This window comes from Burkholderia sp. APQ4-4ca (assembly GCF_057837105.1).
Genome location: NZ_JBYQCG010000243.1, coordinates 202773 through 216495 on the forward strand (window position 1 = coordinate 202773; position 13723 = coordinate 216495).

Genomic DNA, 13723 nt, shown 5'->3' on the forward strand with positions numbered 1-13723 from the left:
GCGACGTGCTGCCGCGCGCGCAATCGGACAGCGAAGGAGAAGCCGCGATGGAAACCAGCATGAGCGAGCCGGCGATCGGCGAAGCCGGTCACGACGGCTCGCTGTCGGAACTGGAGAAGGGGTTGCTCGGCGAAGCGCTGCGCTTGCTCGCCGAGACGCGGGCCCGTGCGCTGGAGCTCTGCGTGGAGGTCAGTCGGCGGCAGGGCGCCGCCGCGCCGGACGTTCACGATTTCAACCTGCCGACGATCATCGAACTGCAACGGCGCTTCGGTACGCGATCCGGCCCGGACGGCGCCGGCATGGCAGCCTCCGGTCGCCTCGCGTAGTCCAAGCCGAAGCCGCCCGTGAGCGGCGCCGTTGCAGGATCGATCTTCGCTGCCGGTTACGCCGCCGACAGCTTGATCGACACGCCCGTCGCCGTGTAGACCGGCGTGGCCTTGAACCCCTCGACCGTCACCGTCGCGAACTTCGCGGCACCCGCCGCACCGTCGATCAGCGCGATGGTGTCGCCGGCCTTCGGTGCGTAGCCGTTCACGAATTTCACGTGCAGCGTGCCGCCCGTGACGGTGAGCGGGCCGCCCACGCGCAGACGCCCACCGCCGTTGCCGTCGATGTCGAGTTCGAGCGTCGTGTTGTCGAGCTGCGTGTAGCGGGTGGCGACCGTCACCGGCGCGGCGGCCGCGATCCGCACGCTGCCGCCCGAGCCGACGTACACGTCGCCCGTGCCGAACGCCGTCGGCGACGCGGCCGCCAGCGTGCCGCCGCTCACCTGCGTGCCGCCGGTGTACGCGTTGTTGCCCGCCAGCGTCAGCGTGCCGCTGCCTTGCAGTGTCAGCTTGCCGGCGCCCGCGACGTCGTTGCGCCACAGGTCGGCGGCATTGAGCCCGCCCTGCGACGCATCCATCGACACGATCACGTTGCCGTTGAACGCACCGTAGCCGTCGGCGGCCGCGAACAGGTTCAGGCGGCCCCAGCCTTCCGCATCGTCCATCACCGGATAGCCGGACGACAGTTCGGTCGTCTTCAGCACGACGCGTCGCTGGTCGGCGCTCAGATACGGGAAGCGCGTCTGCAGCAGGATCTCCGCGCCCTTCGGCACGACCGGCGGTGCGTTCGTCGATTCGATCGCGCCGAAGCCGAACGTCATGCGGCGCAGGAACGCGGCTTTGTTCGTCGTGTAGTCGGCGAACCGGTCGGTGGCCGTCGTGCCCGAGTGCGCGAATGCGGAGAAGGTCGTGGCGTTCGTTCCGGTCAGTTGTTGCAGCGTCTGATGGGCTTGCGTGTAGGCGGCTTGCGCGTCGCTCGCATACGCGGTCAGGTTCGCCGCGCTGATGGCCAGCGCGAGCGTGCGGCCGCCGATCACGTCGAGCGGCGAATGCATGCCGGCGAGAATCCGGTTCTCGCCGAGTTCGAGGCCGCGGCTGACCATTTCCTGGAAGCGTTCCGGCACGAGCCACGCCATCGTCGTCGCATCGCGCATCGCTTCGGCCGTGTGGCCGCTGATGAAGCCGCCGTCGGTCGCGGGCGTCGTGCTTTCGGCCGGCACGAGCGTCGGCGCGACGACCACGCTGGAGCTCCAGCGGTACGGGCGCGCATATTTGAAGAAGCGCTTCGACGGTTCGGTCGATGCGTTGTTGCCCATTTCGTTGAGCAGGTCGACGACCTTCCCGAAGCCGGCGTTGCCGCTGCTGCTGCCGACGCCGACGTTGTTGCCGGAGTCGTTGTACAGCACGGTCGTCGCATCGGCGGGCACGCTGGTGATGCTGGTCGTCTGCTGGGCCGCGGTGCGCCATGCGGCGGTGAGCGGGCCCATGCCGTCGGTCACGCTGTATCCCTTGCCGCGCCGGTCGTCGTAGTACGCGGCATCGGCCTGCTGCGGCGTGCGGGCGGTCGTCGCGTTGACCACGTACTGCACGTTGGCTGACAGCACCGCATTGTTCAGGATCGTGCCGCACGGCACGCCGCTGTTCGGCAGGCCGGAGCAGGTCGACGGCGAGATGGCCGGGAACGCGCCGTTCGCCGGCGCGCTCACGCCTGCGTCGACCAGCATCGTCGCCGGCTGCCAGAGATCGAGGAAACGGCTCAACACGCGCACCGCGGCGTTGGTCGAGAGCGTCGCATAGCGCGCATCGCCGCGCTGGTTGGTCGCGATGTTGTCGACGAAAGCGGGCGCGCTCGGGATCGGCGCGCTGTCGACGAAGCCGGGGTCGGCGGGCGGCGCCGGAACGGCCGCGGCGATCGTGGCGGTCGGCGCGACGTCGTCGCCGCCGCCGCAGGCAGCCAATACGAGCGCACTCGACAATGCCGCGACGTGCAGCGGGAAACGGCTTGGTGACGCAAACATGCACAACTCCATCCTGAGGGTAGAAGACGGAGGATTGTGGTGAGCGATCGTTACACGGTCGTTACGGAATTGTTTCGCGTCGTACGCAGCGGGCGAAAATTCCCACTATCTGGTTAATTTCCTGTGCTGAACATGACGGACGCCGGAATCGATGCGTCGTCCGTCACCGATACAGGGTGGCGGGAGCTGGCTTACGCGCTTGCCGTGCGCGTGTCCAGCCGGAACAGCGAGACGGCCTCGGCAAGCCGGTTTCCCTGTTCCTCGAGCGATTTCGAGGCGGCCGCTGCCTGCTCGACGAGCGCCGCATTCTGCTGGGTGACCTCGTCCATTTGCGTAATGGCGAGATTGACCTGCTCGATGCCGCGGCTCTGTTCGCTCGACGCCGCGGCGATCTCGCCCATGATGTCGGTCACGCGCGAGATCGCGTGCGTGACCTCGCTCATCGTGTCCCCCGCGGTGTTCGCGATATGCGAGCCGTCCTGGATTTTCCGGACCGATTGCGAGATCAGCTCGCGAATTTCCTTCGCGGCGCTCGACGAACGCTGCGCGAGACTTCTGACTTCGCTCGCCACCACCGCGAAGCCGCGGCCCTGTTCGCCGGCGCGGGCGGCCTCCACGGCCGCGTTGAGCGCGAGGATGTTGGTCTGGAACGCGATCCCTTCGATGATCCCGGTGATCTCGGCAATCTTGGCGGAACTCGAGCTGATGTCGGTCATCGTGTCGACCATCAGGCCGACCGCCGAGCTGCCGCGCTGCGCGACCTCCGATGCGTTGTTGGCCAGGCCGCTTGCCTGTTGCGCATTGTCGGCGTTCAGGCGCACGGTGGACGTCAGTTGCTCCATGCTCGACGCGGTTTCCTGCAACGACGCGGCCTGCTGTTCGGTGCGGGAGGACAGATCCTGGTTGCCGGACGCGATTTCGCCGGCGCCGGTCGCGACGTTGCCCGATGCGGTACGGACTTCCGAGATCAGGCGGATCAGGTTCGCCTGCATGTCGCGCATCGATGCCAGCACGCTGCCGGCCGGCGCGGCGCCGGTCGCGGATTCGGCGCCGAGATCGCCGGCGGCGATATGGCCGGCGATATCGCTGAGCACGGCGGGCTCGGTGCCCAGCGCGCGCAGCAGGCCGCGGGTGATGAAGAGGCCCGAGAGCGCGGCCGCGGCGGCGGCGGCGATGCAGATGGCGATCAGCATCAGTCGGCGCGAGGTATAACGGTCGTCCGATTCCTTCACCAGTTGGTCGGCCCGCGAGCGCGAGTACTTCGCATACGTGTCGGTGGCCGCCACAAGCTGCGCCAGCAGCGGTCGACACTGTTCGTTGATCATCGTGATCGCCTGGTCGCGCCGGTTGTTCGCCGCCGCGTCGACGATGGCGCGCGCCACGGGGCCGTACTGCGTCTCGATCGCCCCGATTTGCCGAACCAGTTCGCGAGACTTGTCGGACGCGCCGCTTCCGTCGCGGACCGCATTCGTCAGTTCGCTCATCAGCATGCCGACTTCGCGGTCGGCCTGCAGCGCCGCTTCCTTCTCGAGGTCCGCATCGCGCGGGCTGGCCGCGAGGACCTGGTTGCGGGCGGCGATCGCGCGCCGGTCGACGGCGAAGCGAATCTTGTCCGCCAGGTTCGCGCGGGCGTTGGTGCCGTTGACGTAATTCTCGAAGGCATCGTTTGCGTTGCCGAGCGAGATGATGCCGAGGAGCGAGACGAGCACGACCAGGCATGTAAGAAGTCCGAAAGCCATGGTCAGCTTCATGCGAACCGTCAATCGTCGATCATTCATAGGAGGAATCCAGTTGGGAGTATCAAATAGATTTCCTGATTAACGGAATGGAGAACGAACAGTTTAGGACGGGCTCTCCGGGCAATCGTTTGCGTGTTGCCTGACGTCAAAAAAAATTCGACCGCGGTCCGCGTTCGTCACGCCGAGCGCGCGAACGGCTCCGGATCCGCACGTTACAACCGGTATCCATGTTCGCGCTTCGCGCGATAGCGCGTCTTGCGGCCTCCTGCGTGCCGCCGTCCTGCCGGCATCGCTCAACTTCCCGCCTCCGGTGCCGTTAAACGGATCAGGGTCGCCCTGTTCAGCGATCCAGTTCAATCACGCGGTAACGGAGACCGAAGTCATCATGCTGTCATCAATTCGCGCACGGATACTGGCGACGTGTGTCGCCATCGTAGTGACGGCGCTGGCCGTCACCGGTGGGCTCGTCTATTACGTCGTCAAGACCCACAACGACGAGGCCATCGACCAGAATCACAAGTCGATCCTCGCCGGCCACGCGCTGGCGATCGACGAATGGGTGGCCAGCCGGTCGCGCGAAACCCAGGCGCTCGCGGATACGATCGCGATCGGCGAGGGCGACCCGGTGCCGGCGTTGAAGCTGCTCGGCAAGTCGGGCGGCTTCGAGGTGCTGACGCTCGGCCTGCCGGACAAGACGGCGTTCTCTAACGTGCCGCTCGCGCCCGGCTACGATCCGACCGGGCGGCCCTGGTACAAGCAGGCCGTCGGCGCGGGCCATCTGGTCGTGACGGCGCTCTACCGCGATGCGACGAGCGGCAAGCCGGCCGTCGCGTTCGCGGTGCCGGTGGTGCGCGACGGCGCGGTGAAGGGCGTGCTGGCAGCCAGCCTGTTCATGGAGAGCGTGAGCTCGATCGTGACTTCCGTTCACCCGACGCCGGCGAGCTTCGCGTTCCTGGTGGACAAGGGCGGCCGCGTGATCGCGTCGGCCAAGACCGACCTGATCATGAAGCCGGCCACTGGTTTGTCGCCGGAGCTCGATGCCGATCGCCTCGGCGCGCTGCAGACGGCGTCCGCGCCCGTCGCGGTCGATATCGACGGCGCCGCCAAGCTGATGCGCGCACAACCGATCGCCGGCACCGACTGGTCGCTGGTGCTCGCGCTCGACAAGGGCGACGTGACGGCCGGCATGCGCGCGGTCGCGACGACGACGCTGTTGGCGATCGTGATCGTGGCCGGCATCGCCGCCGCGCTCGTCGGCGCGATGACGAACGCGGCCTTCAAACGCATCCTGATGGTGCGCGACGCGCTCACGGACGTTTCGAGCGGCAGCGGCGACCTGACGAAGCGCCTGCCCGCCGACGGCGCGGACGAAGCCGCGCAGATCGCGCGAGCGTTCAACGCGTTCGCCGAGAAGATCAGTGCGATCCTGTTGCAGATCCGCGAGTTCAGCACGTCCGTCAACCTCGCGAGCGCCGAGATCGCCCAGGGCAACCAGGATCTGTCGGCCCGCACCGAACACGCGGCGTCGAGCCTGCAGGAAACGGCCGCGGCGCTCGAGGAGATCGCGGGCACGGCCCGCAATTCGGCCGATGCGGCGAGCCAGGTGAACCGTCTGGCGGAATCGGCGTCGGATGTCGCGCTGCGGGGCGGCACGGTCGTGCGCGACGTCGTCTCGACGATGAACGACATCACGCAGGCGTCGGCAGAGATCGCCAACATCGTCGGCGTGATCGACGGCATCGCGTTCCAGACCAACATTCTCGCGTTGAACGCCGCCGTCGAGGCGGCCCGCGCGAACGAGCACGGCCGCGGCTTCGCGGTCGTCGCCGGCGAGGTGCGTGCGCTCGCGCAGCGCAGCGCGCAGGCCGCGCGCGAAATCAAGCAGCTGATCCACTCGTCGGTCGAGAAGATCGAGGGTGGCTCCGGGCTCGTGCAGACGGCCGGTGCGACGATGGACGAAATCGTCGACGGCGTGCGCAACATCACGAGCGTGATCGCTGAAATCAGCGTCGCCGCGAAGGAGCAGAGCACGGGGCTCGAGCAGGTGAATCAGGCGGTGTCGCAGCTCGACGATACGACGCAGCAGAACGCGGCGCTGGTCGAGCAATCGGCGGCTGCCGCGACGTCGCTGCGCGAGCAGGCGGCCCGGCTCGCGCAGACGGTCGGCGAGTTCAAGCTGGCGGAGCGTGCGGTGCCGGCGTGATGGCCGGGTGAACCGGGCCGGCGAGCGCCGGCTTCGTCCGCCGCACCGCGGGAGCAGGGTGGCGCCGCGCGGCCGGTCCGGCCGGCATGCCCGCCGGCAACGGGCAGGATCGCGCCCGTTGCCGGCGCCGATCCGCGGAGGCGTCGCTCACGCCGTGGCTGACCGCGATCGATCGCGGGCGGGCAGGCCGGTATCGCTGTCGTGTCGTTCAGGCAAGCAGCCCGCGTGCCGCGAGATTCGCGTACAGCGCGCGCACGCCGAAGGTCCACGGCGCGATCTCCGTGCAAAGCCGCACGGTGTTGACGAGTGCGCCGAGCGCGGGCGTGGAGATCGTGACGCGGTCGCCGAGGTGATGCGTGAATCCGCCGCCGGGCGCGTCGCGATCCTGGATCGGCGAGAACATCGTGCCGAGGAACAGCATGAAGCCGTCCGGATACTGATGATGCGCGCCGCAGGTCTGCGCGACGAGGTCGGCCGGGTCGCGGCTGATCTCGCGCATATGGCTGATGCCGTCGAGCACGAAGCCGTCGTCCGCGCCGTCGACGCGCAGTGACACGCTGCATTGCCGCACGCTGTCGAGCGTGAAGCCGTCGTCGAACAGCCGCACGAACGGGCCGATCGCGCACGAGCCGTTGTTGTCCTTGCATTTTCCGAGCAGCAGCGCCGAGCGGCCTTCGACGTCGCGTAGGTTCACGTCGTTGCCGAGCGTCGCGCCCACCGGCCGGCCGTCGCTGGCGACCGCCAGCACGATCTCGGGCTCCGGGTTGTTCCACACCGATATGGGCAGCAGCCCCACGTCCGCGCCGAAGCCGACCGCCGACATCGGCTGCGCCTTGGAGAACACCTCGGCATCCGGGCCGATGCCGACTTCCATGTATTGCGACCACGCGCCGCGGCGCTCGAGTTCCGCCTTCAGGCGCAGCGCGGCCTCCGAGCCCGGCACGATCTTCGACAGGTCGGTGCCGATGGTCGTGGCGATGGTGTCGCGCACCTCCCGTGCTTTGGCCGGATCGCCGCCGGCCTGTTCCTCGATCACACGCTCGATCAGGCTTACGGCAAAGGTGACACCGCATGCCTTGATCGCCTGCACGTCGCACGGCGCAAGCAGGTGCGTCACGCCCGGCGTGCCGTCCAGCGCCGCCTGCACCAGCGGCTCGACGCGGCCGAGCGATTCGCCGGCAGCGGTGCGCGCGATGGCGAGCGCATCGGCGCGGTCGAACAGGTCGGCGGTGGTCGGCACGGTGCGCGTGATGTCGAACACTTCGCCGCCGCGCACGGCGACGACGCTCGGGCCCGCGTGGGCGCCGTCGTGCCGCCAGACGCGGCCGATCAGCAGCGCGTGGTCGAGGTCGTGCGGCAGGCAGTCGGAAACGGAAGGAGTACGCATGGTCAGCTCGGCAAGAGTCGGGGGCGGTGGGGTCAGTGCGAATGGCGCGGGTTGCCGCGCTGCTCGATCACCTTCAGGTACAGCGTGGCCGGTTCGAGGCAGCCGCCGGTGGACAGCTGGCCGACGAACCGGCGATAGAGTTCCTGCCACGGCGTTTGCGCCTGCGGCACGGTGAAGCTGGCGGTTTCGCGGCGGCGCGCGAGTTCGTCCTCGTCGACGAGCACGTCGACGCTGCGGCGATTCAGGTCGACGCGCACGCGATCGTTCGTGCGCAGCAGCGCGAGGCCGCCGCCGACCGCGGCTTCCGGCGACACGTTGAGGATCGACGGGCTGGCCGACGTACCGCTCTGGCGTCCGTCGCCCAGGCACGGCAGCGACGTCACGCCGCGCTTCACCAGTTCGGCCGGCGGCGCCATGTTCACGACTTCCGAACTGCCCGGATAGCCGACCGTGCCGCAGCCGCGGATCACGAGGATGCAGCGCTCGTCGATGTTCAGCGCGGGATCGTTGATGCGCGCGTGATAGTCCTCGGGGCCGTCGAACACGATCGCGCGCGCTTCGAACGTATTCTCCGCGCCCGGCTCGGAAAGATAGGTCCGGCGGAACGCGTCGCCCACCACCGACATCTTCATGATCGCGCTGTCGAAGAAGTTGCCCGACAGCACCATGAAGCCGGCGCCATGCTTGAGCGGCGCGTCGGGCGTGCGGATCACGTCGCGGTCGGCGTCCTGCGCGGTGTCGGCGATCTCGCCGATCGCGCGGCCCGATACGGTCAGGCAGTCGCGCCGCAGCAGGCCGGCCGCGTCGAGCTGGCGCAGCACGGCCGGCACGCCGCCGGCGCGGTGGAAGCTCTCGCCGAGGTATTCGCCGGCCGGCATGCAGTTCAAGAGCAGCGGCACCGATTCACCCAGGCGCTGCCAGTCGTCCAGGCTCAGTTCGACGCCCATGTGGCGCGCAATCGCGATCAGGTGCGGCGGGCAGTTGGTCGATGCGCCCAGCGCGGAGGCCACGACGATCGCATTTTCGAATGCCGCGCGCGTCATGATCGTCGACGGGCGAAGGTCTTCGCGGACGAGTTCGACCGCGCGCTTGCCGGTCGCGTAAGCCATCTGGCCGCGCTCGCGATAGGCGGCGGGAATGCTCGCGCAGCCGGGCAGCGACATGCCCAGCGCCTCGGCGAGGCTGTTCATCGACAGCGCGGTGCCCATCGTGTTGCAATGGCCGATCGACGGCGACGAAGCCGTGGTCAGCTGCATGAAGCCTTCGTAGTCGATCTCGCCTGCCGCGAGCAGGTTGCGCGCATGCCAGATCACCGTGCCCGAGCCGACCCGCTTGCCCTCGTGCCAGCCGTCGAGCATCGGGCCGCCCGACAGCACGATCGCGGGCATGTCGACGGTGGCCGCGGCCATCAGGCACGCGGGCGTGGTCTTGTCGCAGCCGGTCGTCAGCACCACGCCGTCCAGCGGAAAGCCGTGCAACACCTCGACCAGCCCCAGGTAGGCGAGGTTGCGGTCGAGCGCGGCGGTGGGCCGGCGGCTCTGCTCGGCCAGCGGATGCACGGGGAACTCCATCGGAATGCCGCCCGCGTCGCGGATGCCGGCCTTGGTGCGTTCGGCGAGCTCGATGTGGTGGCGGTTGCACGGCGCGAGGTCGCTGCCCGTCTGCGCGATGCCGATGATCGGGCGGCCCGACTGCAGTTCCTCGCGCGTCAACCCGTAGTTCATGAAGCGCTCGACATAGAGCGCGGTCATGTCTGCGTGCGCGGGGTCGTCGAACCATTCCTGGCTGCGCAGGCGGCGAGGGGTGTGTGACATGGCAGGCTGTCTCCTGAGGGCCTTTTTCATTTTGCGTGCCGGATGATACCGGTAACATCGCTTGGATGTTAGCACGGGTTTTTTGCGTCACGGAAGGGATTTCGTGCGCGCGTGGCGAAGGCGTGGGGTAGAGGCGGTACGAGGCCGCACGCGTCGCGTACTGGAATGCGCGCGGCCGTCGGCCCGTCAGGCGCTTTCCCGCGCGATGATCGTGTAGTCGATGCGAATGCTTTTCGATTCGGTGCGCTCGCCGCCGTCGCGCGCTTGCAGCGCCGCCAGCAATGCTTCGCCGGTGCGCAGCCCGATGCCGTACGCGTCGACCGACACGGTCGTGATGGTCGGGTGGCAGCACGTCGCGACTTCGAAGTTCCCGAAGCCGGCCACGGCCATGTCGGCAGGCACGGCGAGCCCGCGCCGGTGGCACTCCATGATCGCGCCGAATGCGGACATGTCGCTCACGCACATCACCGCGTCGGTATCCGGCCATTGCTCCAGCAGCGCGGCCATCGCGGGCCCGCCGTGGCTCATCGTGATCGGCGATTCGCCCAGCCGCACGACGCGCGGTTCGCCCAGGCCCAGCGCCTTGATCTCCGCCTGGTAGCCCTTGAGCCGGTCCAGGCCGCGGCGATCCAGCTCGCTCGCGCCGACCAGAAAGCCGATGCGCCGATAACCGCGCTCGGCCAGGTGGCGCACCATCGCACGGGCGGCGCGCACGTTCGAAAAGCCGACGGCGGTGTCGATCGGGCGCGTGGGCAGGTCCCACATCTCGACCACGGGAATCGCCGAGCGCTCCAGTACCTTGCGCGTCGCGTCGGTGTGCTGCGATCCCGTCAGTGCGATGCAGCGCGGCTGGTGTCGCAGCATCGATCGCACGAGCCGTTCTTCCCGTTCCAGGTCGTAGTCGGTATCGCCGAGCAGCAGTTGCAGACCGTGCGGCTCGAGCGCGTCGGTGAGGCCGCGCACGGTGTCCGAGAAGTTGGAGCTCGACAGCGACGGCACCAGCACCGCGACGAATTCCGAGCGCCCCGACGACAGCGCGCCGGCGGCGGCATCCGCCACGTAGCCGAGCTGGTCGATGGCCTCGCAGACCCGTGCGCGCGTCTCGGCGGCCACGCTGTGGCCGGCGAGCACGCGCGACACCGTCATCTTCGATACGCCGGCGAGGCGCGCTACGTCGGACATGCGGGGCGGCCCGGCGGGCCGGACGGCGGTGGGACTGGGCATCGGAATCGCGATCGGGGGAAGGCCGGAAAGGCTACATCATACCGGTGCGGCATACCGCGCAGGCACGGTCGCGGCGTGCCCGTCGCGATGAGGGCCGTACTAGGGAAACCACGCGTTCGGCGGCACTTGTACGCGCGTATCGCAGCATGCTACCTTCAGTTTTGTTACCGGTATCAGCATGCAGATCGCTCCCGTCGCATCGTCGGCTTTTTTTGCCACCGGATGTTATCGGTAACATCGATGCGCGAAGCGCACGCGACGGTACGAAGAAGATCGACACAATCAGGAGACAGACCGATGCCATCCCTTACGCAGGCCGCTGCTGCACCGGCCGCGGCCGACTCGTCCGAAGACGCCCTTTACCGCAAGGTCATGCGGCGCATCCTGCCGTTGCTGCTGCTCTGTTACGTCGTGGCTTACCTGGACCGCGTCAACGTGGGCTTCGCGAAGCTGCAGATGCTCGACGACCTGAACCTGAGCGACGGCGTTTATGCGCTCGGCGCCAGCATCTTCTTCTGGGGCTATTTCCTGTTCGAGATGCCCAGCAACCTGTTGCTGCACCGCTATGGCGCGCGCTTCTGGATCGCGCGGATCATGATCACGTGGGGCATCGTGTCGTCGTCGATGGCGTTCATCGTGCCGCTCGCGCAGTTTTTCCACGTGCAGACGACCACGATGTTCTACACGTTGCGCTTCCTGCTGGGGCTGTGCGAAGCGGGGTTTTTCCCGGGCGTCATCCTGTACATGAACTACTGGTTTCCGGCGCGGCGCCAGAGTGTGGCGATGTCGGGCTTTTTGGTCGCGATCCCGCTGAGCCTGACGCTCGGCAGCGTGCTGTCCGGCTGGCTGATGGAGCAGACGCACGGCCTGTCGGGCATGAGCGGCTGGCAATGGATGCTGCTGCTCGAAGGGCTGCCGTCGATCGTGGTCGCGTTCATCGTGCTGGCCTGCCTCGGCGACGGGCCGCAGACGGCGAAGTGGCTGTCCGCCGACGAAAAAGCGGTGCTGTCGCGCAACCTCGAATCCGAGGCCGCGCACAAGTCGCACAGCATCGGCGCCGCGCTGCGCAGCCCGCGCGTCTGGCTGCTCACCTTCATCCTGCTGACGTTCAATACCGGCTTCTACGGGCTGGCTTTCTGGCTGCCGTCGATCATCCGCGCGTCGGGCGTGCAGAGCCCGCTGCACATCGGTGTGCTGACGGCCATTCCGTACCTGACGGCGATCTTCGCGATGGTGTGGAACGCGTCGCACTCGCGCAAGACCGGCGAACGCCGTCTGCATGCGGCCATTCCCGCGCTGATCGGCGGCGTGTTCCTGATCCTGAGCGCGGCGTTCGCGCAGAACGTGGCGCTGTCGATCGTATTCCTGACCATCGCCACGTGCGGCATCCTCGCGCTGATGCCGATCTACTGGACCTTCCCGGGGCAGATCCTGTCCGGCACGGCCGCGGCCGCCGGCATCGCGCTGATCAACTCGGTGGGGAACCTGTCCGGCTTCACGGGCTCGATGATCACCGGCGTCGCCAAGCAGATGACCGGCAACATCAACAACGGGACTTATGCGCTGGGCGCCTGCCTGCTGGTCAGCTGCGTGCTGATTGCGTCGATTCCGCGCGACATTCTGCGGCCGCCGGCGGGGCGATAGGGCGTTCGCGCGACGTGACGTCCGGCCGGGGCTGGGGCATCGCGTCGCCCCGGCGCCGGATGCATCGCGTCACGTGGATTGATCTCGTGTGAGTTCGCTCGACCATCACACACGGAATTCCGGATACCTCCGGCCAGTGACGCCCTGCGCGCGACGCCGCTTTCTCGTGAGCGGGCGTCATGCGTCTTCCAGTGCGAAGCGCACTTTGCCCCCGAGCGTGCGCAACCGCTCGACCGGTTCGTTCGAGAACACGAAACGGACGTACTGCTCGCCGTGTGCGGCACCCCATCCGGTCATGGCCGTCGCACACACGCCGCGGCGGAGCAGCCGCCCCGACATCTGCGATCCGGTCAGGCCGAAATCGGACACGCGCAGCAGCATCGACCAGCCGCCCGCCGGCATGCCGAACGGGAGCCCCGACAGTTCGGCGGCGACCGCATCCCGCCGTCTCTCGAGTTCGCTCACGTAGCCAGGCAGATCGGATGCGGAGTGTTCGAGCGCCACCGCCGCGGCCTCCTGGGCAATGCCGACCGGCACCACGACATTGGCGAGCGACACGGCCACAAGATCGGGAATCAGCCATTCCGGCGCGACGATCCAGCCGACCCGCCAGCCAATCATGCGCAGCTCTTTCGACGCGGCGCCGACCGTGACCGTACGCTCGGCCATGCCGGGCAGGCCGGCGGGATGGATGACCTCGCGTCCATCAAAGAGCAGCCGTTCCATCGCGCTGTCGAGGATCAGCAGCAGATCGTTCTCCACACACAGGCTCGCGATCAGTTGCCAGTCGGACGTATCGAAGAACCCGCCCGAAGGCATCGACGGAGACATCAGCAGCATGGCCCGCGTTTTCGGGCCGATTGCTGCGCGCAGCGCGGCCTGGTCCAGCTTCCATTCGCCGCCCGGCGTGAAGGCGAACGGCACTTGGCGCGGCACGCCGCCCGCCAGGCGGACGCGGTTCAGCAGACCTGCGTACGTCGGGTCGGTGACGATGACTTCATCGCCCGTCTCGACGGTGGCGAGCAGCGTGTTCAGAATGCCGGAGAGCCCGCCCGCAGACACCACCACCTGGTCGGCCGTGAAGCGCTGCCCCGACAGCGCCGACACGTGGGCGGCAGCGCTCGCGCGCAGCCGGTCCTGACCGACGAACGGCAAATAGGAGTTGGCCGAGTCTCGCTGGATGGCCTCTCGGGTGAACGCGAGCGCCTCGGAAGTGGGTGGGATGTCGGTGTCGAGATTTTCGAGTCGCAAAAGGTCGACGTCGGCATGATCGGCGATCGAACCCATGCGATCGACGCCGATGCCGGCAATGTGCTGCAGGCGCACAGGACGGTGGTGGCGCATCGAGCCTCCGGTTTTGTTACAATT

The 13723-nt window shown here is 68.0% G+C and carries 9 protein-coding genes; 3 read left to right on the plus strand and 6 right to left on the minus strand.

The features are described from left to right. The first annotated feature begins 47 nt into the window (after positions 1-47). A complete protein-coding gene (locus AC3IFE_RS33410; RefSeq protein WP_089471346.1) occupies positions 48-326 on the plus strand; it encodes a hypothetical protein in 279 nt (92 codons plus the stop codon). 56 nt (positions 327-382) lie between these two features. Here AC3IFE_RS33410 and AC3IFE_RS33415 read toward each other — a convergent pair whose 3' ends face one another. Both AC3IFE_RS33415 and AC3IFE_RS33420 read right to left on the minus strand, forming a co-directional pair. Continuing rightward, positions 383-2344, minus strand: coding sequence for a phosphatase PAP2 family protein (locus AC3IFE_RS33415; RefSeq protein WP_489194628.1), 1962 nt, complete (start codon positions 2342-2344; stop codon positions 383-385). A 191-nt stretch (positions 2345-2535) separates the two neighbouring features. Continuing rightward, the gene (locus AC3IFE_RS33420) at positions 2536-4122 is read right to left on the minus strand and encodes a methyl-accepting chemotaxis protein (RefSeq protein ID WP_089471345.1); all 1587 of its coding nucleotides are present in this window, start codon (positions 4120-4122) and stop codon (positions 2536-2538) included. Positions 4123-4468: 346 nt separating this feature from the next. Here AC3IFE_RS33420 and AC3IFE_RS33425 point away from each other — a divergent pair, with 346 nt between their 5' ends. Then, positions 4469-6286 (plus strand): methyl-accepting chemotaxis protein, encoded by a 1818-nt coding sequence (locus AC3IFE_RS33425; protein ID WP_489194630.1) that lies wholly within the window; start codon positions 4469-4471, stop codon positions 6284-6286. Between the two features lie 208 nt (positions 6287-6494). On the opposite strand, the gene AC3IFE_RS33430 is transcribed toward AC3IFE_RS33425, so the two are convergent. The 3 genes from AC3IFE_RS33430 to AC3IFE_RS33440 all read right to left on the minus strand — a co-directional run bounded on the left by AC3IFE_RS33430 (position 6495) and on the right by AC3IFE_RS33440 (position 10711). Then, the gene (locus AC3IFE_RS33430) at positions 6495-7673 is read right to left on the minus strand and encodes a fumarylacetoacetate hydrolase family protein (RefSeq protein ID WP_089471343.1); all 1179 of its coding nucleotides are present in this window, start codon (positions 7671-7673) and stop codon (positions 6495-6497) included. A 32-nt stretch (positions 7674-7705) separates the two neighbouring features. Next, complete coding sequence (locus AC3IFE_RS33435; RefSeq protein ID WP_489194633.1) at positions 7706-9487, minus strand: IlvD/Edd family dehydratase; 1782 nt, start codon at positions 9485-9487, stop codon at positions 7706-7708. A gap of 186 nt (positions 9488-9673) precedes the next feature. Further along, positions 9674-10711, minus strand: a complete 1038-nt coding sequence (locus AC3IFE_RS33440; protein WP_489194635.1) for a LacI family DNA-binding transcriptional regulator — start codon at positions 10709-10711, stop codon at positions 9674-9676. Between the two features lie 297 nt (positions 10712-11008). Between AC3IFE_RS33440 and AC3IFE_RS33445 the strand changes: the two genes are divergently transcribed. Next, complete coding sequence (locus tag AC3IFE_RS33445) at positions 11009-12355, plus strand: MFS transporter (protein ID WP_489194637.1); 1347 nt, start codon at positions 11009-11011, stop codon at positions 12353-12355. Positions 12356-12532: 177 nt separating this feature from the next. Here the strand turns inward: AC3IFE_RS33445 and AC3IFE_RS33450 are convergent, their stop codons facing one another. After that, positions 12533-13699 (minus strand): pyridoxal phosphate-dependent aminotransferase, encoded by a 1167-nt coding sequence (locus tag AC3IFE_RS33450; RefSeq protein WP_489194639.1) that lies wholly within the window; start codon positions 13697-13699, stop codon positions 12533-12535. Positions 13700-13723: the final 24 nt, after the last annotated feature.

Excerpts from the sequence above, each read along its gene's own strand:
- AC3IFE_RS33410 (WP_089471346.1), top strand. The coding sequence starts at position 48 with ATGGAAACCAGCATGAGCGAGCCGGCGATCGGCGAAGCCGGTCACGAC.
- AC3IFE_RS33420 (WP_089471345.1), bottom strand. The coding sequence starts at position 4,122 with ATGAATGATCGACGATTGACGGTTCGCATGAAGCTGACCATGGCTTTC.
- AC3IFE_RS33440 (WP_489194635.1), bottom strand. The coding sequence starts at position 10,711 with ATGCCCAGTCCCACCGCCGTCCGGCCCGCCGGGCCGCCCCGCATGTCC.
- AC3IFE_RS33450 (WP_489194639.1), bottom strand. The coding sequence starts at position 13,699 with ATGCGCCACCACCGTCCTGTGCGCCTGCAGCACATTGCCGGCATCGGC.
- AC3IFE_RS33430 (WP_089471343.1), bottom strand. The coding sequence starts at position 7,673 with ATGCGTACTCCTTCCGTTTCCGACTGCCTGCCGCACGACCTCGACCAC.
- AC3IFE_RS33415 (WP_489194628.1), bottom strand. The coding sequence starts at position 2,344 with ATGTTTGCGTCACCAAGCCGTTTCCCGCTGCACGTCGCGGCATTGTCG.
- AC3IFE_RS33435 (WP_489194633.1), bottom strand. The coding sequence starts at position 9,487 with ATGTCACACACCCCTCGCCGCCTGCGCAGCCAGGAATGGTTCGACGAC.
- AC3IFE_RS33425 (WP_489194630.1), top strand. The coding sequence starts at position 4,469 with ATGCTGTCATCAATTCGCGCACGGATACTGGCGACGTGTGTCGCCATC.
- AC3IFE_RS33445 (WP_489194637.1), top strand. The coding sequence starts at position 11,009 with ATGCCATCCCTTACGCAGGCCGCTGCTGCACCGGCCGCGGCCGACTCG.